At 66.3% G+C, this 18,283-nt stretch carries 17 protein-coding genes; 7 read left to right on the top strand and 10 right to left on the bottom strand.

Going from position 1 to position 18,283, the window contains the following annotated elements:
- Positions 1 to 23: 23 nt before the first annotated feature.
- The 4 genes from ACZK13_RS04045 to ACZK13_RS04030 all read right to left on the bottom strand — a co-directional run bounded on the left by ACZK13_RS04045 (position 24) and on the right by ACZK13_RS04030 (position 3,093).
- Complete coding sequence (locus tag ACZK13_RS04045; protein ID WP_049422606.1) at positions 24 to 359, bottom strand: hypothetical protein; 336 nt, start codon at positions 357 to 359, stop codon at positions 24 to 26.
- 85 nt (positions 360 to 444) lie between these two features.
- Positions 445 to 1,254, bottom strand: coding sequence for a pseudouridine synthase (locus ACZK13_RS04040; protein ID WP_125895370.1), 810 nt, complete (start codon positions 1,252 to 1,254; stop codon positions 445 to 447).
- 20 nt (positions 1,255 to 1,274) lie between these two features.
- On the bottom strand, positions 1,275 to 1,781 hold the full coding sequence (locus ACZK13_RS04035) for a hypothetical protein (protein ID WP_010483956.1): 507 nt from the start codon (positions 1,779 to 1,781) through the stop codon (positions 1,275 to 1,277).
- Between the two features lie 220 nt (positions 1,782 to 2,001).
- Positions 2,002 to 3,093 carry an OmpA family protein gene (locus tag ACZK13_RS04030; RefSeq protein WP_010483958.1) on the bottom strand — a complete coding sequence of 364 codons (1,092 nt, stop codon included), beginning with the start codon at positions 3,091 to 3,093 and terminating at the stop codon, positions 2,002 to 2,004.
- Between the two features lie 357 nt (positions 3,094 to 3,450).
- On the opposite strand from ACZK13_RS04030, the gene ACZK13_RS04025 reads away from it, so the two are divergent.
- The 5 genes from ACZK13_RS04025 (at position 3,451) to ACZK13_RS04005 (ending at position 8,893) form a co-directional block, all read left to right on the top strand.
- Positions 3,451 to 4,470 (top strand): zinc-binding alcohol dehydrogenase family protein, encoded by a 1,020-nt coding sequence (locus ACZK13_RS04025; RefSeq protein WP_478482276.1) that lies wholly within the window; start codon positions 3,451 to 3,453, stop codon positions 4,468 to 4,470.
- 203 nt (positions 4,471 to 4,673) lie between these two features.
- Positions 4,674 to 5,303 carry a membrane protein YczE gene (gene yczE, locus ACZK13_RS04020; RefSeq protein WP_253146072.1) on the top strand — a complete coding sequence of 210 codons (630 nt, stop codon included), beginning with the start codon at positions 4,674 to 4,676 and terminating at the stop codon, positions 5,301 to 5,303.
- A 106-nt stretch (positions 5,304 to 5,409) separates the two neighbouring features.
- Positions 5,410 to 7,440 carry an FAD-dependent oxidoreductase gene (locus ACZK13_RS04015; RefSeq protein WP_478482275.1) on the top strand — a complete coding sequence of 677 codons (2,031 nt, stop codon included), beginning with the start codon at positions 5,410 to 5,412 and terminating at the stop codon, positions 7,438 to 7,440.
- Positions 7,441 to 7,738: 298 nt separating this feature from the next.
- Entirely contained in the window at positions 7,739 to 8,197 is a 459-nt protein-coding gene (locus tag ACZK13_RS04010) for a cell wall hydrolase (protein ID WP_004154513.1), read from the top strand.
- Between the two features lie 84 nt (positions 8,198 to 8,281).
- On the top strand, positions 8,282 to 8,893 hold the full coding sequence (locus tag ACZK13_RS04005) for a glutathione S-transferase N-terminal domain-containing protein (RefSeq protein ID WP_032130478.1): 612 nt from the start codon (positions 8,282 to 8,284) through the stop codon (positions 8,891 to 8,893).
- Between the two features lie 67 nt (positions 8,894 to 8,960).
- Here ACZK13_RS04005 and ACZK13_RS04000 read toward each other — a convergent pair whose 3' ends face one another.
- The 6 genes from ACZK13_RS04000 to ACZK13_RS03975 all read right to left on the bottom strand — a co-directional run bounded on the left by ACZK13_RS04000 (position 8,961) and on the right by ACZK13_RS03975 (position 15,674).
- Positions 8,961 to 10,016, bottom strand: coding sequence for a suppressor of fused domain protein (locus tag ACZK13_RS04000; protein WP_346487151.1), 1,056 nt, complete (start codon positions 10,014 to 10,016; stop codon positions 8,961 to 8,963).
- 33 nt (positions 10,017 to 10,049) lie between these two features.
- Entirely contained in the window at positions 10,050 to 10,565 is a 516-nt protein-coding gene (locus ACZK13_RS03995) for a hypothetical protein (protein ID WP_346487149.1), read from the bottom strand.
- Positions 10,566 to 10,780: 215 nt separating this feature from the next.
- On the bottom strand, positions 10,781 to 12,661 hold the full coding sequence (gene prpE / locus ACZK13_RS03990; protein ID WP_049400974.1) for a propionate--CoA ligase: 1,881 nt from the start codon (positions 12,659 to 12,661) through the stop codon (positions 10,781 to 10,783).
- Positions 12,662 to 13,341: 680 nt separating this feature from the next.
- Positions 13,342 to 13,956 (bottom strand): RluA family pseudouridine synthase, encoded by a 615-nt coding sequence (locus ACZK13_RS03985; protein ID WP_478482274.1) that lies wholly within the window; start codon positions 13,954 to 13,956, stop codon positions 13,342 to 13,344.
- Positions 13,957 to 14,077: 121 nt separating this feature from the next.
- Complete coding sequence (locus ACZK13_RS03980; RefSeq protein ID WP_004153634.1) at positions 14,078 to 15,064, bottom strand: malate dehydrogenase; 987 nt, start codon at positions 15,062 to 15,064, stop codon at positions 14,078 to 14,080.
- Between the two features lie 118 nt (positions 15,065 to 15,182).
- A complete protein-coding gene (locus ACZK13_RS03975; RefSeq protein WP_004153629.1) occupies positions 15,183 to 15,674 on the bottom strand; it encodes a peptidylprolyl isomerase in 492 nt (163 codons plus the stop codon).
- A gap of 273 nt (positions 15,675 to 15,947) precedes the next feature.
- Between ACZK13_RS03975 and typA the strand changes: the two genes are divergently transcribed.
- Together typA and ACZK13_RS03965 are read left to right on the top strand one after the other, a co-directional pair.
- Complete coding sequence (typA, locus tag ACZK13_RS03970; protein WP_088024560.1) at positions 15,948 to 17,795, top strand: translational GTPase TypA; 1,848 nt, start codon at positions 15,948 to 15,950, stop codon at positions 17,793 to 17,795.
- 11 nt (positions 17,796 to 17,806) lie between these two features.
- Positions 17,807 to 18,274: a DUF2127 domain-containing protein gene (locus ACZK13_RS03965; RefSeq protein WP_005408223.1), complete on the top strand. Its 468-nt coding sequence runs from the start codon at positions 17,807 to 17,809 to the stop codon at positions 18,272 to 18,274.
- Positions 18,275 to 18,283: the final 9 nt, after the last annotated feature.

The following is an 18,283-nucleotide window of genomic DNA, read 5'->3' as shown; positions in this document are numbered from 1 at the left end:
CCGAGGTCGGCACCTTCCCGGCATCACTTCTTTTTCTTCTTGCCCTTCGGCTCGTCCTTGCTGGCCACCACCACCGGCTTGGCGGCAGCATCCTGGCCGTTGCCCTTGGCAACGCGGATGCCATTGGCCTTCATCCAGGCGTCGAACTCATCGGCGGTCATCTTCTTGTCGCCGTTGCTCATCAGGAAGCGGTAGCTGCCGCGACCATCCAGCTCCGGGGTCTTCACTTCCACCACCGGGGTCTCGGCCGGCGTTTCCGCCTTGGCCACCTTCTTGTGGCCACCACAGGCGGTCAGCACCACCATCGGCAGCAGCAGGCCTGCGCAGCGCAGGGTTTGGTTGAGGGTCGGGTGGTACATGGGCAGGCTCCGTTCGGGAAATTCAGCAGCCAGACGCCCCCTACGCCTGGAACGGTGGCCGGCAACCGCCGGCCGCGGGCGATGATCAGCCCGGTGCAGCGGCCCCCAGCCGCTGCTGGTCACTGACCTCCAGCACCCGCCACTGGCCCTTGCCGAGATCGCCGAGCTGCAGCCCACCGATCGCGACCCGGACCAGGCGCAGCACCTGCAGGTCGAAGGCCGCCAACAGGCGGCGGATGTGGCGGTTGCGGCCCTCGTCGAGGACCACCTCCAGCCACGCGGTCTTATCGCCGCTGCGCAGCACGCGCACAGCCTGGGCGACGAGGAACTCGCCCTCGTCGTCCACGCCGGCCTGCAGGGCCGCCAGCGTGGCGTCATCGGGCAGGCGGTCGACCTGCACGTGGTAGGTCTTCTGCGGGCCGGTCTCTGGATCGGTCAGGCGCGCGGCCCACTGCGGATCGTTGCTGAACAGCAACAACCCTTCACTGGCCTTGTCCAGGCGCCCGACCGGCGCGATCCACGGCAGGCCGGCACCATCGAAGCAGCGGTACACGGTGTCGCGGCCACGTTCGTCCTGCGCGGTGGTCACCACCCCACGCGGTTTGTTGAGCATCAGGTACAGGCGCTGCGGCGCGCCCATCGGCTGGCCATCGACCTCGATCGGCGGCGCCGGCTGCCCAATCGGGAATTCGGGATCCCGCACGATGCGGCCGGAGACGCGCACGCGGCCATCGGCGATCCAGCGCGCGGCCTCGCTGCGCGAACACACGCCGGCCTTGGACAGCACGCGCGCCAGGCCATGACGGACACCGGCGGCTGTGGCAGCGGGAGTCGCACGCCCACGCGGTGCGTGGGAGCGGGCGGCGGGGGCGGCAGGTGGGCGGCGCGTGCGCAAGCCTCTGCTCCCCGCGGTGCTTACTTCTTGTCGACCGGCTTGGTCTCAGCCGGTGCTTCGGCCGGGGCCGGAGTGGCGGCCGGAGCCGGACGCGCCTTGACCACACGCACGCCACGCGCCTTCATCCAGGCGTCGAACTCTTCGGCGGTCATGCGCTTGCCGTTCTGGCTCATGTCGAAGCGCCAGGGCGTATTGTCGAATTCGGTCTGCGGCTTGTAGGCCGCCGGATCGTTCGGCTTCACTGCCGGGGCGCTCGGAATGGCCTTGGCGATGTTCTGGCAACCATCGATGCGCAGGCGCTGCAGCACCTGGTCCAGCGACTGCGACGGATCGTAGTTGCTGCTCAGCACGCCGGCCGGCATGCCCAGCTGGTTGCCACGGATGTAGAGCTCGTCGGCCACCGGCGCGATGGTCGTGGCCGGCAACGGCAGCGGCGAGGCGCTGGTGTTGACCGAGCAATCGACCGCAGCGTGGGCGGCGGGAACCAGGGCCAGCGCCAGGAAGGCGGCCGATGCAGAGCGCAGCATGAAGGGCATCCAGGAAAGGAAGTGACGCGGCGAGTTTAGCAATGCCGCGACAGCTTTCAAGCGCCACTTTCAATGAATACGGCAACTCATTGGTTTTACGGATAAAAACCCGACGAACGGTTGTTCCCGGACCGACGGACACGCGGATTCCGGGCTACGGAAACAACAAGACCCGGCCGAAGCCGGGTCCTGCTGTGTCCTACTGGCAGAGCGTCAGAACTTAGTTCTGGACGTTCAGCTCGGTACGACGGTTCTTGGCGCGACCTTCCGGGTTGTCCGAACCATCCGGGTTGGTGTTCGGAGCAATCGGACGGCTCTCGCCGTAGCCGATCGGGCCAACCAGGCGACCGGCGTCAACGCCGTTCTTGGTCAGGTAGTTGTACACGGCGGTAGCGCGACGCTCCGACAGCTTCTGGTTGTAAGCGTCGGTACCCTTCGAGTCGGTGTGACCGGCAACTTCAACGCGCAGATCCGGGTAACGCTTCAGGATCTCGGTGGCTTCGCTCAGGATCGCCACGGCGTCCGGACGCAGGTTCGACTTGTCGAAGTCGAAGTTGACGCCCTTCAGGTCGATGGAGACCGGCACCGGGCAACCGTCCGGACCGATGGTCTGACCCGGCTGCGAGTTCGGGCACTTGTCGTCGCAGTTGTTGACGCCGTCACCGTCGTCATCCAGGTCGGCGCAGCTCGGGGCAACCGGAGCCGGAGCCGGAGCAGCCGCGACCGGAGCCGGGCCCAGCGGGATCACGACGCCGACCGAAGCCAGCACGTCACCGAACCAGTCTTCCTTCGGAGCGGCAACGCTCTGGTCGTCGAAGTCAGCGCGGTAGGCCACTTCGGCGCGGACAGCAACGCGCTTTTCGAAGGTGGTCTGCAGGCCGACGCCCAGCTTGGCGGCAACGTTGCCGTCCTTACGCTGGCGCGGACCATTGGCATTCAGCGCCGGGTACTCTTCTTCCGACTTCTGGTAGCCCAGGCCACCGACGATGTACGGGTTCCAGCCGCGGCCTTCCTTGATGAAGTGGCGACGCAGGTCCAGCGAGACGCCGTACTGCGACCAGTTCAGGTCCTTGTTCGAATCGAAGTTCGGGTTCTGATAGTTCAGCTCACCGTCCAGCGACCAGTTCGGGCTGATGAACTTGCCCAGGCCCAGGGTCACGAACGGAGCGTCATTGGTCAGACGGTCGCTGTCCTGGAAGTTGAAGCCGGCCGAACCGGTCAGGTACCAGCGGTCATCGAACTCCTGCGCCGAAGCTGCCTGGGCAAAAGCCAGGCCGCCCAGCAGCGCGGCAGTAAGGATCTTCTTGTTCATTGAGTACAGCTCCTATTTCGGGGGTATGAAACCGGTAGAGGCATGGGCCAGCACAAGTGCGTCGATGTACGACAGCCGATTCAGCACGCCACCGCCGCGAACATTATGCTCAGGCGGGTGAAGGCCATGTTAACAGTCCCGTAACATGTGAAGTGTTGCGCCCGACCGTCCGCCGGTCCGACGTTGAAACCCTATACAGGATGATGAAAATCCGCAAGACCCTCATGCTGCAAGGGTTTGACGGGGTTTAGGCGGGGAAAACGACATATTGCGCGGCGCGCTGCATCAAACGGTTCAGCGCGTCTGCGGAAACGTGAGGAACCTTATGATGGAGCCACGAACCCAGCCGGAGCCGTGATGAAAGCCGTCGCCCTGAGTCGTGAATCCGCCCCTGCCCTGTGCGATATGCACCTGCCTCCGCCGCTGCCTCCCCGGGGCCGTGACCTGCTGATCCGGGTCGAGGCGGTTTCAGTCAACCCCGTCGATGGCAAGCAGCGTGCCAGCACGGATCCGGCCACGCTCCAGGCACCCCGCGTGCTGGGTTGGGACGCTGCCGGCGTGGTCGAGGCAATCGGCGACGAGGCGAGCCTGTTTGCCTCCGGTGACGAGGTTTATTACGCAGGCGATGTCACCCGCCCCGGCTGCAATGCGCAGTACCACTGGGTGGATGAACGCCTGGTCGCGCGCAAGCCAACCACGCTGGATTTCGCTGAAGCCGCAGCGCTGCCGCTGACCACGCTCACCGCCTGGGAGCTGCTGTTCGAGCGCATGCCGCTGCGGCTGGACGATCGCCGCCACGCCGGCCAGCACCTGCTGGTGATCGGCGGTGCGGGTGGGGTCGGCTCGATGGCAATCCAGCTGGCCCGCCATGCGGGTTTCGAGGTGATCGCCACGGCGTCGCGCGAGGCCTCGGCCGACTGGTGCCGGCAGATGGGTGCCCGGCACGTGATCGACCACCGGCAACCACTTCAGGCCCAGCTGCAGGCGCTGGGCATCGACACGGTGCAGGTCGCACTCAACCTGGCCGACACCGATCACTACTGGGACGAGCTGGGCCTGCTGCTGGCGCCGCAGGGACATGTGGGCCTGATCGTCGAGCCGCGTGGGCCGCTGCGCATCGGCGATCCCTACAAAGCCAAGTGCATCGGCATCCACTGGGAGTTCATGTTCGCGCGCTCGCGCTTTGCCACTGCCGACTGCATCGAGCAGCACTGCATCCTCAGCCGCACGGCCAGCATGATCGATGCCGGCCAGCTGCGCGGCACCCTCAGTGAAAGCCTGGGCCCGATCAATGCGGCAAATCTGGACATCGCGCATCAGCGCCTGGCCAGCGGACGCACGGTGGGCAAGCTGGCGCTGGCAGGCTGGGGCGACTGAGCCAAGCTGGAACGCCGCTGTAAAGCCGAGCCCATGCCCGGCCGTGCGGTCTGATCGTAGCGTCGAGCGTGCTCGACTGATTCATCAGGAGCAGTCGAGCACGCTCGACGACACTGTAGCGGCGGATTGGTCGGCATCTGTATCTATGGAAGTGACTGAATCGGGATTACGGTGGAAACAGATTCCTCTCCCCCGAGACCGCCATGCCCACCGCCCTGCCCTTGCGCCTGCTGCAACTGATCACCGGCCTGTTCCTATACGGCTTCGGCGCCTCGCTGATGATCCGTGCGGCCATCGGCGTGGCGCCCTGGGATGTCCTGTCACAGGGCATCGCCGCGCAGACGCCGCTGTCGTTCGGCCTGGCGACCAATGTCATCGGCGCACTGGTGTTGCTGCTGTGGTGGCCGCTGCGGCAGAAACCGGGTGTCGGCACCGTTCTCAACGTGATGCTGATCGGCCCCTCCGCGCAGTTCGGACTATGGCTGCTGCCGCCGGCCGTCGGCCTTGGTTGGCAGCTGGCGATGTTCTGCGCGGGCATGCTGCTGGTCGCGCTGGCCACCGGCCTGTACATCGGCGCCAGGCTTGGCCCTGGCCCGCGCGACGGCCTGATGACCGGCCTGCATGCCCACACCGGCTGGCCGATCTGGAAGGTGCGCAGCCTGATCGAGGGCAGCGTGCTGCTGCTGGGCTGGTGGCTGGGCGGCAATGTTGGGCTCGGCACCCTCGCCTTCGCCCTGCTGATCGGTCCGCTGTGTGGTGTCACGCTGGGCTGGTTCGGGATCGGTCGCACCCCGGTAGTGCCGGCCGCTGGCCGGCAACCGCAAGCACCCTGATCTGCCCAGGATGCCGGCCAGCGGCCGGCACTACCCAAAGGCCGGCCCTTGCCCCGGCCGCCGTTTCGCGGCACGCTTCGCGCTTCCGTACGCAAGCGTATCGACAATGTCGCCAGCCAACGAAAGCGCCTACCCCCATCTGTTCGCCCCGCTGGACCTGGGCTTCACCCAGCTGCGCAACCGCGTATTGATGGGCTCGATGCACACCGGCCTGGAGGATCGCGCCCGCGACTTCCCGCGGCTGGCGGCCTACTTCGCCGAACGCGCCGAGGGCGGTGTCGGCCTGATCGTCACCGGCGGCTTCGCGCCGAACGTGGTCGGCTGGCTGAAGCCGTTCGGCGGCAAGCTGTCCTGGCCCTGGGAAGTACGCCCGCATCGGCAGCTCACCGCCGCCGCGCACCAGCACGGCGCGAAGATCTGCCTGCAGCTGCTGCATGCCGGCCGCTATGCCTACCACCCGCTGTCGATGGCGCCGTCGAAGCTGAAGGCACCGATCAACCCGTTCACCCCGCGTGCGTTGTCGGCCAGTGGCGTCGAGCGCCATATCGCCGACTACGCACGCAGCGCGAAGCTGGCCCGCGAGGCTGGCTACGACGGTGTGGAAGTGATGGGCTCGGAGGGCTACCTCATCAACGAGTTCATCGCCCCGCGCACCAACAAGCGCACCGACCGCTGGGGCGGCGATGCGAACCAGCGCATGCGCTTCGCGGTCGAGATCGTGCGCCGCATCCGCGAGGCCTGTGGCCCGGACTTCATCATCATCTACCGCCTGTCGCTGGTGGACCTGGTGGAGGACGGCAGCAACTGGGAGGAGATCGTGCAGCAGGCGCAGGCCATCGAGGCCGCCGGCGCGACGATCATCAATTCCGGCATCGGCTGGCACGAAGCCCGTATTCCGACCATTGCCACCTCGGTGCCGCGCGCCGCCTTCGCCGGGGTCACCGCCAAGCTCAAGCCGCATGTGAAGGTGCCGCTGGTGGCGACCAACCGCATCAACATGCCCGACGTCGCCGAGCGCATCCTCGCCAGCGGCGGTGCCGACATGGTGTCGCTGGCGCGTCCGCTGCTGGCCGACCCGCAATGGCCGAACAAGGCCCGTGCCGGCCGCGCCGAGGCAATCAACACCTGCATCGCCTGCAACCAGGCCTGCCTGGACCACGTGTTCGAGAACAAGCTGGCCAGCTGCCTGGTCAATCCGCGCGCCGCCCACGAGACCGAGCTGGTCTATCGCCCCACCGCCACGCCGAAGAAAGTTGCCGTGGTCGGTGCTGGCCCGGCAGGCCTGGCGTGTGCCACCGTCGCTGCCCAGCGCGGCCACCAGGTCACCCTGTTCGATGCCAACGAGGAGATCGGCGGCCAGTTCAACGTGGCCAAGCGCATCCCCGGGAAGGAAGAGTTCCACGAGACCCTGCGCTACTTCCGCCACACGCTGGCCGAAACCGGCGTGCAGCTGCGCCTCGGCACCCGCGCCGATGCCGCCACCCTGGCCGGCTTCGACGAGGTGGTGCTGGCCACCGGCATCACCCCGCGCAAGGTCGACTTCCCCGGCGCCGACCACGCCAAGGTGGTCAGCTACCTGGACGTGCTGCTGGGCCGGGTTGAAGTGGGCACCAATGCGGCGATCATCGGCGCCGGCGGCATCGGCTTCGATGTCGGCGAGTACCTCAGCCACGCCGGTGAGTCCCCCTCCCTCGATCCGGAACGCTGGATGGCCGAATGGGGCGTGGACAGCGCGTTCGAGGCCCGCGGCTCGCTGGGCCGGCCCGAGGTCGAGGCGTCACCGCGTCGGCTCTGGCTGCTGCAGCGCAGCCCGGGCAAGCCCGGCGCGCGACTGGGCAAGACCACTGGCTGGATTCACCGCGCCACACTGAAGGCCAAGGGCGTGCGCATGCTCGGTGGCGTCGAGTACCTGGGCGTCGATGACGAAGGCCTGCGCATCCGCGTGGAAGGCAGCGAACAGCTGCTGCCGGTCGACCATGTGGTGATCTGCGCCGGGCAGGAACCGAATCGTGCATTGCAGGCCGAACTGCAGGCCGCCGGCATCAACGCGCAGCTGATCGGGGGTGCCGATGTAGCGGCCGAACTGGACGCCAAGCGAGCCATCGACCAGGGCAGCCGGGTGGCCGCCGCGCTCTGATGAGCGCCTGAATGAGGGGCGGAATGTGATTTCCGTCACCCCTGCCGAACCTGAATGTCAAGCCGGGCGGTTCACGATGCGTTCGGCTATCCCCCCCTACCTTGCGCCATCTTTCCGCTCACCAGCCAGTTTCCGGTGAGCCGGCGCAGCCCCCTCGATCGGTACTGATCGTTTCTTTTGGGGCTGCCCACGGGGCGGCCCCGATGGCCGCCTCCCCATGACGCCAAGTCGTACCCCGCCTCCTGTCGCCCCTGCGGCCGGAACCGGAGGGTGCGGCCCACACGGAGCAAGGAGTTATATGAAACTGGCCTGGATTCTCTGGCTGTCGCAGTTGTTGCCTCAACCGGCCGCTGATTCATTGTGTTTGAGCACCACCGTTTACCTGGAAGCCCGCGACCAGACCCTGCGTGGCCAGCAGGCCGTCGCCGAGGTCGCCCTGCGCCGCCTCGACAGTGGCCTGTGGGGCGACTCCATGTGCCAGGTGGTCACCGCGCGCAAGCAGTTCGCACCGACCATCGTCTCGCCCGGCACCCAGCTGGGCAATGATGCGGCCTGGAGCGAGGCGATGAACGTGGCCTTCGACGCCGAGCGCAACTGGGCGCTGCCGGCCGGCGAGCGCCGCGAGATCGTGCCCGGTGCCAGCCACTTCGCCGCGCTGTCCATTGCCAGCCCGAACTGGCGCAATGCCTACCAGGTGGCCACCATCGGCGATCACACCTTCTATAAGGTGCAGAACCTCAAGCCGCGGCAGTCGTAACGATCCGTGCTGGCGGCAGCGTTGCCGCCCGCTGGCAAGCTCTGGGATAGTGGGCGCTTCCCGCCCGCATCACCTGGAGTTCCCATGAAGCTGTACAGCAAGCCCGGTGCCTGTTCCACCGCCGACCACATCGCCCTGCAGTGGACCGGCCAGCCGTTCGAGGTTGAACTGCTGAACAAGGACACCCTGAAGGGCCCGGAATTCCTCAAGATCAATCCGGCCGGTGCCGTCCCCGCACTGGTCGACGGCGACTTCGTGCTGCTGCAGAACGCCGCGATCATGGGCTATATCGCCGACAGCTTCCCGCAGGCCGGCCTCGGCGGCGACGGCAGCCCGCGCCAGCGCGCCGAAGCCACCCGCTGGCTGGCCTTCGTCAATTCCGATGTGCATCCGGCCTTCTCGCCGCTGTTCGCGCCGGGCAAGTTCATCGCCGACGAGAGCCAGTTCGATGCGATCCGCGCCGCCGCGCACAAGCGCCTGCGCGCCCTGTTCGAGACCGCCGACAAGCAGCTGGCCGACAAGCCGTGGCTGGCCGGCTTCCGCAGCTTCGCCGACCCGTACTTCTACATCACGCTGCGCTGGGCTGCTGGCACCAAGGTCGACCTGTCCGGCCTGGACAACCTGGCCGCCTACAAGGCGCGCATGGATGCCGATGCCGGCGTGCAGGCCGCGCTGAAGGCCGAAGGCCTGGCCTGAGCCAGACCATGGGTCGGAGCCGTCTGCACAGCAGACGGCTCTGCCCCCATCGGTGCAATCGCCACACTCAGCCGATCTGGCGGATCACTTCGCCCTTGGCATCGCGCAGGTAGGTCGGCACCACTTCGATGCGCAGCGCCGCCGCCACCGGGTAGATGCCGCGCTCGGCACGCACGCCCGCCAAGGCTTCCAGACCCGTCTCGTCCAGTGCCCAACGCGCGCTGTCGGCCGATACCTCGCCGGTTTCACCGCGCGCGGCCGGAATGAATTCCCACTGCCGCTCGCGGCTGACCAGTTCCAGCGATTTGCCGTGGCGCAGGCGCAATGGCAGCAGCTCGCACACGCTGGCCACCTGGCCCGCACCGAGCACCAGGGTGGTGACGCCCGCCTCCTGGCGCCAGTCCAGCGTCTCGATGAACAACATGCCGGTGCTGGAGCCCTCGCGCTCGCTGCCGGCCTGCACCTGTGCGGCCAATGCCGGATCCTCCAGCAGGTTGCCGCGATGCAGATCGCTGATCCACAGCGGCATCGCCGGTTGCAGCGCCTGCAGCACGCCGCGCGTCGACCAGCGCTTGACCGCTTCCATCTCCTCATCGGTCAGCCCGACCAGCTGCAGGAACTGCAGGTGGCCATTGGCGGTGTCGCGTGCGGGTAACTGCGGATCTGCGACGAAGGCCAGATGGCACAAGCGCGTGTTGGTCTCCAACGCGATCGGGCCGTTGGCATTGAGGTGGTGGCCATCCTCGAACACGTTGCCACTGCCGAACACATAGCGCGCCAGGTTCTGCAGCAGGTTCATCGGCCACACCGGCGGCGTGCTGCCGGCGTTCTCACCGACGTCGGCAGCGAGGCGGAAGGTCAGCTCGAAACCATAGCCGCTGGCGGTGGCATCACTGCTCTCCTTGGCGTACAGCTCGGAGAAGCCGTAGGTGATGTAATGCCAATGCGGTACCGGCGCATCCGCCCAGTACACACTGATGCCATCCAGGGGATCCTGACCGCCCAGCGTGTAGGGCAATGCAGTGCCGTAATGGCGCGGTTCCTGGCCGGCATGCAACGGCGCAAGCGCGGCGTTGATCGCGTCCCAGCCGGGGGTATCGGTGTCGTCGTGGTCGTCCTGCACGGGAGACTCCTTGTGAGAAGTAAACCGATCACTTTACGCGGTGGCTGAGGCCTGTACGACCTCGCTGCTGCCACTCGCCAGTGCCGCCTGGGTTTCCTGCCACCAGCGCTGCGCAAGCGCCGGGCTGCGCGCCTTGCCGACGGCCGCCAGCAGCTCCGGGCACAGGCGCTCCAGTGCCAGCGCATCGGTGCAGCGTTCGATCTTCAACTGCATGAAATAGCCCTTCAGGCCCAGATGCCGACGCACGGCCTCACTCATCGCGTCGTACAGCTGCTGGTACAGCGCCGGGTCCTGTTCACGGCCGGTGCTGATGCTGCGCGTCGGTGCGGTTTCGGCACTTCCGCCGATCACTTCAATCAGGCCCTGCGCGGCCAACTGCTCCAGTGCATCCGGCGGTGCCCGCAGGCCTTCGAACAGGCCGCGCAGTTCGGTGTCGTCGCGATGGCCGTCGACCATCAGCAGGATCGAACGCAGTGCCGCCGGCAGGCGCCGACCACGGTCTTCGATTTCCTGACGGCCAGCCGCCGTCTTGGCGTGCAGCAATGCCATTGCTTCCCCCTCCCTCGATGCGCAATGCCTGCGCGCCCTTGAGGGCACGCTCCCCTGTGTGCCATCCCCGGACGGCACGCGCCTTCCCCGGCGCGCACCGCGTGTTGCAGGTCGATGACAGGCCGAGCTTAGCGCAAGTGCTGCGGGTAGTGCCGGCCGCTGGCCGGCAACCTCAGGATTGATGGGGGTGCCGGCCAGCGGCCGGCACTACCAGGTCAACGTCCCAGCGCGCGGCGGATCTCCTCCAGCGCGCTGGGATCATCCAGCGTCGACAGGTCACCCGGGTCGCGCTGCTCGGCCAGCGCCTGCAACGAGCGCCGCAGCAGCTTGCCAGAGCGGGTCTTGGGCAAGGCATTGACCACGTGCACGTGCGCCGGGCGCGCGACCGCGCCGAGCGAGGTGGTCACCGTGGCCATCATCTCGGCCACCACCGGCGCCGGATCCTCGCCATCCAGCCCCTGCTTGAGGGTGACGAACACCAGCGGCACCTGCCCCTTCAGTTCATCCTTGACCCCGATCACCGCCGCCTCGGCCACGCGCGGATGGCTGGAGATGGCCTCCTCGATCTCGCGCGTGCCCAGGCGGTGCCCGGCCACGTTGATCACATCGTCGGTACGGCCGAGGATGAAGGTATAACCATCGTCGTCACGGATCGCCCAGTCCAGCGAGCTGTACAGCAGCTCCTTGAAGTGGCTGAAGTAGCTCTGCAGGAAACGGCTGTCGTCGTTCCACACCGTGCTCATGCAGCCCGGCGGCAGCGGCGGCGACACCACCAGCACGCCCTTCTGCCCCGGTGCCACTTCCTCGCCGGTGTTCTCGTCGATCACCTTCATCCGGTAGCCGAGATTGGGGAACCCGGGCGAGCCGAAACGCACCGGCTTCATCTCCAGGCCCGGCAGCAGGGTCAGTGCCGGCCAGCCGGTTTCGGTCTGCCAGTAATTGTCGATGATCGGCTTGCCGAGCGCTTCGCTGATCCAGTGCGCGGTCGGTTCGTCCAGCGGCTCGCCGGCCAGGAACAGGTACTTCAGCGCGCCCAGGTCGTGGCGATGGATGAAGTCCGCGTCGTGCTTCTTCAGCACGCGGATGGCGGTGGGCGACGAGAACATCGTGCGCACGTTGTACTGCTCGCACAGCGCCCACCAGATGCCCGGATCCGGGTTGGTCGGCAGCCCTTCGTAGAGCAGCGAGGTGCAGCCGCCGATCAGCGGGCCGTACACGTTGTAGGAATGGCCGACCGCCCAGCCGACGTCGGAGGTGGAGAACATCACCTGTCCCGGCCTGCAGTCGAACACCGTTTCCATCGACTGTGCCATCGCCACCGCATAGCCCCCCACATCGCGCTGCACGCCCTTCGGCTTGCCGGTGGTGCCGGAGGTATACAGCAGATAGCTCGGCTCGCTCGCTTCCAGCCACTGCACCGGCACGTCGACTTCACCGATCTGCGCACGCAGCTCGGCGTAGTCCACATCGCGGCCCGGCACGCGTGGTTCGGCGGCATCCAGCCCACGCGACACGATCAGCACGTGCGGCGGTGGCGACGTGGCTTCGGCGCAGGCTGCATCGACCATCGGCTTGTACGGAATCAGCTTGCCACCGCGCATGCCGGCATCGGCGGCGATCAGCAGCTTGGGCTTGGCATCGTCGATGCGCAGCGCCAGGTTGTGCGCGGCGAAGCCACCGAACACCACCGAGTGCACCGCACCGATGCGCGCGCAGGCCAGCATCGCGAACACGGCTTCGGCCATGTTCGGCATGTAGATCACCACGCGGTCACCGTGACCGACGCCGAGGTGCTTGAGCACGGCGGCGAAGTCGTTCACTTCGCGATACAGCTGGCGATAGGTGATTTCGCGGGTGCTGTTGGTTTCGGTGGAGATGGCGACCAGCGCGAGCTGGTCGGCGCGCTCGGCCAGGTGGCGGTCGACGGCGTTGTAGCAGAGATTGGTTTCACCACCGACGAACCAGCGCCGGAACGGCGGGTTGCTGTAGTCGAGCACCTGCTGCGGCGGTTTGTGCCAATGGATGCGCTTGGCTTCCTCGCCCCAGAAGGCCTCCGGCTCGTCGATCGAGCGACGGTAGGTTTCCTCGTAGTTCATGACGCAGCCCTCCCAGACAAAGTCATGGGTTCGAGGATAGTCCGGTGCTGCCGCGCGGGCCGCCCTACCTTGGTAGGGGGTGGGGTTTTGTTCTGCAGGGCTTGCAGCCCTGCACCTGCAGAATCAACGTCAACGTCAACGTCAACGTCAAAAGCGGGGCCATTGAGGGATGGCGGGGTGGGTCCGGTTGCGGGGGGCGCCGTAAATCCGTCCATGGAGGCTCGGTCGCCGCGTCCATGCGGCTCACGCCCCCGCAACCGGACCCACCCCGCCTTCGACAGTTTCCTGCGATCTGTCGGAAAGGCGTATTGCTCTGGTAGATGTCGACCTTGGTCGACTGCTCTGGTAGGTGTCGACCTTGGTCGACACGGTAGATCCACGCCATGCGTGGATGATTCATTCGATATCTGAGAGAAAAATCGTGTCGACCAAGGTCGACACCTACCAACAGCCGCGCGGAACAAAGCCGCAGTTACCAACAGCCGCGGGAACCTGTCGAAGGTGGGGCGGTGTCGGAGTGCGGGGTGTCAGCCGCATGGATGCGGCTGCCAAGCCTACAGGGACGTACTTGCGGCGTCCCCGCACTCCGGCACCGTCCCGCCAACCCACGGATAGCCCGCTTTTGACGTTGACGTTGACGTTGATTCTGCAGGTGCAGGGCTGCAAGCCCTGCCGAACCCCTAGAACGGAACCGGGGACTCGAACGCGAGCGCTTCGCCCGTCACCGGATGGGCGAACCGCAGGCTGCGCGCATGCAGATGCACACGCTGCGCCGACGCGGCGTCATACAGCACATCGCCAACGATGGGATGGCCGAGACTGGCCATGTGCAGGCGCAGCTGATGGCTGCGGCCAGTGATCGGTTCCAACGCCACGCGGGTGCGCTGCGCTTCAACATCACGTGCCATTACGTGCCAACGTGTCAGCGCCGGTTTGCCGCGTTCGTGATCGACCATCTGCTTCGGCCGGTTCGGCCAGTCCACGATCAGTGGCAGGTCCACCTCGCCGGCATCGCCTTCAAGCAGCCCCTCCACGATCGCTTCGTAACGCTTGCCAACCTGGCGCTGCTCGAACTGCATCGACAACGCCACCTGCATGTCCTTGCCGCGCGCATGCAGCAGCAGGCCGGAGGTCACCTGGTCCAGGCGATGCACGGTCAATGCATCCGGGTACAGCGCCTGCAGGCGCGCGACCACGCAGTCCTGGTTCTCGGCGCTGCGGCCAGGCACGGACAGCAGGCCGGCCGGCTTCTCGGCCACCAGCAGCGCGTCGTCGATGTAATGCAGGTGGATCATCAGTTCCTGTATTCCTCAAACAGAAACGGGGAAGCCTGAGCTTCCCCGTTGCTGCGTACCGGCCAACGGCCGGTACCTACCTCGATGGAAGACGTACCGGCTCGCGCCGGTACCGCCTGCATCAGCCCAGCAGGTGGGCGACGCCGGCGCGCTCTTCTTCCAGCTCGGCCAGGGTCTTGTCGATGTACTTCTGGCTGAAGTCGTCGATCGGCAGATCCTTGACCAGGGTGTACTTGCCGTTCTCGGTGGTCACCGCGAAGCCGAAGATCACGCCTTCCGGAATGCCGTAGGAACCGTCGGACGGCACGCCCATGGTGACCCACTTGCCGTTGCTGCCCAGCACCCAGTCACGCACGTGGTCGATGGCTGCGTTGGCGGCCGAAGCAGCCGAGGACGAGCCACGGGCTTCGATGATCGCCGCGCCGCGCTTGCCGACGGTCGGGATGAAGGTGTTGGCGTTCCACTCCTGGTCGTTGATCGCATCGGCGATCGACGCACCATCAGCGGTGGCGAAACGGTAGTCCGGGTACATGGTCGGGCTGTGGTTGCCCCACACCACCAGCTTCTCCATGCCACCGACCGGCTTGCCGAGCTTGGTCGACAGCTGGCTCAGCGCGCGGTTGTGGTCCAGGCGCAGCATGGCGGTGAAGTTCTCCGGCTTCAGGTCCGGGGCCGACTTCATCGCGATGTAGGCGTTGGTGTTGGCCGGGTTACCGACCACCAGCACCTTCACGTCACGGCTGGCGACCTTGTTCAGCGCCGCGCCTTGGGCGGTGAAGATCTTGGCGTTTTCCAGCAGCAGGTCCTTGCGCTCCATGCCCGGGCCACGCGGACGAGCGCCGACCAGCAGGGCGATGTCGGCGTCCTTGAACGCGACTTCGGCGTCATCGGTGCCGACCATGCCGGCCAGCAGCGGGAAGGCGCAGTCTTCCAGCTCCATCATCACGCCCTTCAGGGCGGCCTGGGCCTTGTCCACCGGCAGTTCCAGCAGCTGCAGGATGACCGGCTGGTCCTTGCCCAGCATTTCGCCGGAGGCGATGCGGAACAGCAGGGCATAACCGATCTGGCCGGCGGCGCCGGTCACGGCAACACGAACGGGTGCTTTCATGGGGGTTTCCTCTTGCTTGCAAGCGTTTGATGGGACGCCGCGGGCGTGGCCACGCAGGCCTGGCGGGCGGCGGGGAACAGGGAAACGGCCACCCGAGGGTGGCCGTTTCGAAGGGGGATCAGGCGGCGAGGTGCTTGTTCCACTCCGCGACGCGCTCGGCCTGGGCGGCCAGCACGGCGTCGACGTCGCCTTCCAGGGTGATCGAATGGATCACGTCGCCCTGCTTGACCGAATCGACGATGGCCTGGCCTTCCAGGACCTTGCCGAAGACGGTGTGGCGGCCGTCCAGCCAGTCGGTCTTGATGTGGGTGATGAAGAACTGGCTGCCGTTGGTGTTCGGGCCGGCGTTGGCCATCGACAGCGAGCCGACCTCGTGCTTCACGCCATTCTTCTCGTCTTCGAACTTGTAGCCCGGGCCGCCGGTGCCACGACCCTGCGGGCAGCCGCCTTGGATCATGAAGTCGGCGATCACGCGGTGGAAGATCAGGCCGTCATAGAAACCGTGCTTGACCAGGTTCACGAAGTTGGCCACGGTCAGCGGCGCCTTGTCGGCGAACAGCTCGACCTTGATCGGGCCCTGGGTGGTGTCGAAAGTGGCGATGAGGGACATGAAGATCCTTGATGCAGAGGGGAACGCGTCTAGCCACCTAGTTTACACCTGCCTCGTGGCGGCGGCGGCTTCGACCATGGGCGCAGATCCGGGCTTCAGCCACGGGACGGGGTGCCCCGTGGTGCAGGCCAGGCGGCCTCGACCGGCGCCGCGGACCGCCAGCTGAATGGGCCCCGTGACGGGCGTGAAATCCACCTTTTCGCGAATCGTCAAGTTCGACGTATAATGTTGGACTTCTTTTTCCAAATCCGGCGCCGACTGGCCCCCTTTCGTATGTCCATCGAAAATCTTCGCAACATCGCCATCGTCGCCCACGTCGACCATGGCAAGACCACCCTGGTCGACCAGCTGCTGAAGCAGTCCGGCACCCTGTCCGAGCGTACCGTCCTCGCCGAGCGCGTGATGGACAGCAACGACCAGGAAAAGGAACGCGGCATCACCATCCTGGCCAAGAACACCGCCATCACCTGGGAAGACAAGAAGACCGGTATCAAGAACCGGATCAACATCGTCGACACCCCCGGCCACGCCGACTTCGGCGGTGAGGTCGAGCGCGTGCTGTCGATGGTCGACACCGTGCTGATCCTGGTCGATGCGATGGACGGCCCGATGCCGCAGACCCGCTTCGTGACCCAGAAGGCCTTCGCGATGGGCTTCAAGCCGATCGTCGTGGTCAACAAGGTCGACCGTCCGGGCGCCCGTCCGGAATGGGTGATCGACCAGGTCTTCGACCTGTTCGACAAGCTCGGCGCCACCAACGAGCAGCTGGACTTCCCGATCGTCTACGCCTCCGGCCTGAACGGCTATGCCGGCCTGGAAGACACCGTGCGCGACGGCGACATGACCCCGCTGTACGAAGCGATCATGCAGCACGCGCCGCGCCCGGAAGTGGACCCGGAAGGCCCGTTCCAGATGCGCATCAGCCAGCTGGACTACAACAACTTCGTGGGCGTGATCGGCATCGGCCGCATCCAGCGCGGCACCCTGAAGAAGAACATGCAGGTCGCGGTCATCGACCGTGAAGGCAAGAAGCGCAACGGCAAGGTGCTGCAGGTGCTGGGCTTCATGGGCCTGGAGCGCATCGAGCAGGATACCGCCGAGGCCGGCGACATCGTGGCCATCTCCGGCATCCAGGAGCTGACCATCTCCGACACCATCTGCGCACCGGACTTCCCGGAAGCGCTGCCGGCACTGACCGTCGACGAGCCGACCATCTCGATGACCTTCCAGGTCAACAACTCGCCGTTCGCCGGCAACAAGGACCTGTCCGGTGGCAAGTTCCTGACCAGCCGCCAGATCAAGGACCGCCTGGACCGTGAAAAGGTCCACAACGTGGCCCTGAAGGTCGAGCAGCTGGAAGACGCCGACAAGTTCCTGGTTTCCGGCCGTGGCGAACTGCACCTGTCGGTGCTGATCGAGAACATGCGTCGCGAAGGCTACGAGCTGGCCGTGTCGCGCCCGGAAGTGATCATCAAGGAGATCGACGGCCAGATGATGGAGCCGATCGAGCAGCTGGTGGTGGACATCGAAGAAATCCACCAGGGCGGCGTGATGGAAAAGCTGGGCACCCGCAAGGGCCAGCTGAAGAACATGGAATCGGACGGCAAGGGCCGCGTGCGCCTGGAATACTCGATCCCGGCCCGTGGCCTGATCGGTTTCCAGAACGAGTTCAAGACCCTGACCCAGGGTTCGGGCCTGCTGTTCCACGTGTTCGACCACTACGGCCCGAAGGAACAGGGCGCGATCGCCAAGCGCATCAACGGCGTGATGATCGCCAATGCGCCGGGCACCACGCCGGCCTACTCGCTGGGCCCGCTGCAGGAGCGCGGCAAGCTGTTCGCTGCTGAAGGCGACAACGTGTATGAAGGTCAGCTGGTCGGCATCCACTCCAAGGACAACGACCTGACCGTCAACGCGATCAAGACCAAGCCGCTGACCAATATGCGCGCTTCGGGCAAGGACGATGCGATCCAGCTGACCCCGGCGATCAAGTACTCGCTGGAACAGGCCCTGGACTTCATCGAAGACGACGAGCTGGTCGAGATCACCCCGAAGGAGATCCGTCTGCGCAAGAAGTTCCTGACCGAAAGCGACCGCAAGAAGGCTTCGCGCGGCGGCTGAGCCAGCACCCCGTGAACCAGAGCGGCTACAACCCGGATCCACACCGGCATCCGGGTCTCCATGTCATCGCCCTGCTCGAAGCGAGCAAGGCGATGCTGGCGCTGTTGGCCGCCACCGGGCTGGAAGTGCTCGGACCGCAGCCGCTACGGCACGGCATCATGGCCCTGATCCGGCGTTTCAGCCTGGATCCGGACCATGGCACCCTGCCCTCGCTGCTGCACATGATCAGCCCCGACGCGGTCCACCTGGCCGCGGCGGGGATGATCGGCTACGGCCTGCTGCACCTGGTCGAAGCCTGGGGCCTGTGGCGGGCCAAGGCCTGGGCCTCCTGGCTGGGCTGCCTGACCGCCGCCCTGTACCTGCCTTTCGACATCTTCGCGATCATCCGCCACCCCGGCTGGCCGTCGTGGACGATCCTGGCGATCAACCTGATCGTGGTCTACGTGCTCGCCCGCGACCTGCGCAAGCGCCACCGCTGAGCACCGGCT

The sequence above is a fragment of the Stenotrophomonas sp. 99219_Sma genome (assembly GCF_056480785.1).
This window is presented reverse-complemented; position numbering and strand designations above follow the sequence as displayed.

Excerpts from the sequence above, each read along its gene's own strand:
- ACZK13_RS04045 (WP_049422606.1), bottom strand. The coding sequence starts at position 359 with ATGTACCACCCGACCCTCAACCAAACCCTGCGCTGCGCAGGCCTGCTG.
- ACZK13_RS04035 (WP_010483956.1), bottom strand. The coding sequence starts at position 1,781 with ATGCTGCGCTCTGCATCGGCCGCCTTCCTGGCGCTGGCCCTGGTTCCC.
- ACZK13_RS04030 (WP_010483958.1), bottom strand. The coding sequence starts at position 3,093 with ATGAACAAGAAGATCCTTACTGCCGCGCTGCTGGGCGGCCTGGCTTTT.
- ACZK13_RS04025 (WP_478482276.1), top strand. The coding sequence starts at position 3,451 with ATGAAAGCCGTCGCCCTGAGTCGTGAATCCGCCCCTGCCCTGTGCGAT.
- yczE (WP_253146072.1), top strand. The coding sequence starts at position 4,674 with ATGCCCACCGCCCTGCCCTTGCGCCTGCTGCAACTGATCACCGGCCTG.
- ACZK13_RS04015 (WP_478482275.1), top strand. The coding sequence starts at position 5,410 with ATGTCGCCAGCCAACGAAAGCGCCTACCCCCATCTGTTCGCCCCGCTG.
- ACZK13_RS04010 (WP_004154513.1), top strand. The coding sequence starts at position 7,739 with ATGAAACTGGCCTGGATTCTCTGGCTGTCGCAGTTGTTGCCTCAACCG.
- ACZK13_RS04005 (WP_032130478.1), top strand. The coding sequence starts at position 8,282 with ATGAAGCTGTACAGCAAGCCCGGTGCCTGTTCCACCGCCGACCACATC.
- ACZK13_RS03995 (WP_346487149.1), bottom strand. The coding sequence starts at position 10,565 with ATGGCATTGCTGCACGCCAAGACGGCGGCTGGCCGTCAGGAAATCGAA.
- prpE (WP_049400974.1), bottom strand. The coding sequence starts at position 12,661 with ATGAACTACGAGGAAACCTACCGTCGCTCGATCGACGAGCCGGAGGCC.
- ACZK13_RS03985 (WP_478482274.1), bottom strand. The coding sequence starts at position 13,956 with ATGATCCACCTGCATTACATCGACGACGCGCTGCTGGTGGCCGAGAAG.
- ACZK13_RS03980 (WP_004153634.1), bottom strand. The coding sequence starts at position 15,064 with ATGAAAGCACCCGTTCGTGTTGCCGTGACCGGCGCCGCCGGCCAGATC.
- ACZK13_RS03975 (WP_004153629.1), bottom strand. The coding sequence starts at position 15,674 with ATGTCCCTCATCGCCACTTTCGACACCACCCAGGGCCCGATCAAGGTC.
- typA (WP_088024560.1), top strand. The coding sequence starts at position 15,948 with ATGTCCATCGAAAATCTTCGCAACATCGCCATCGTCGCCCACGTCGAC.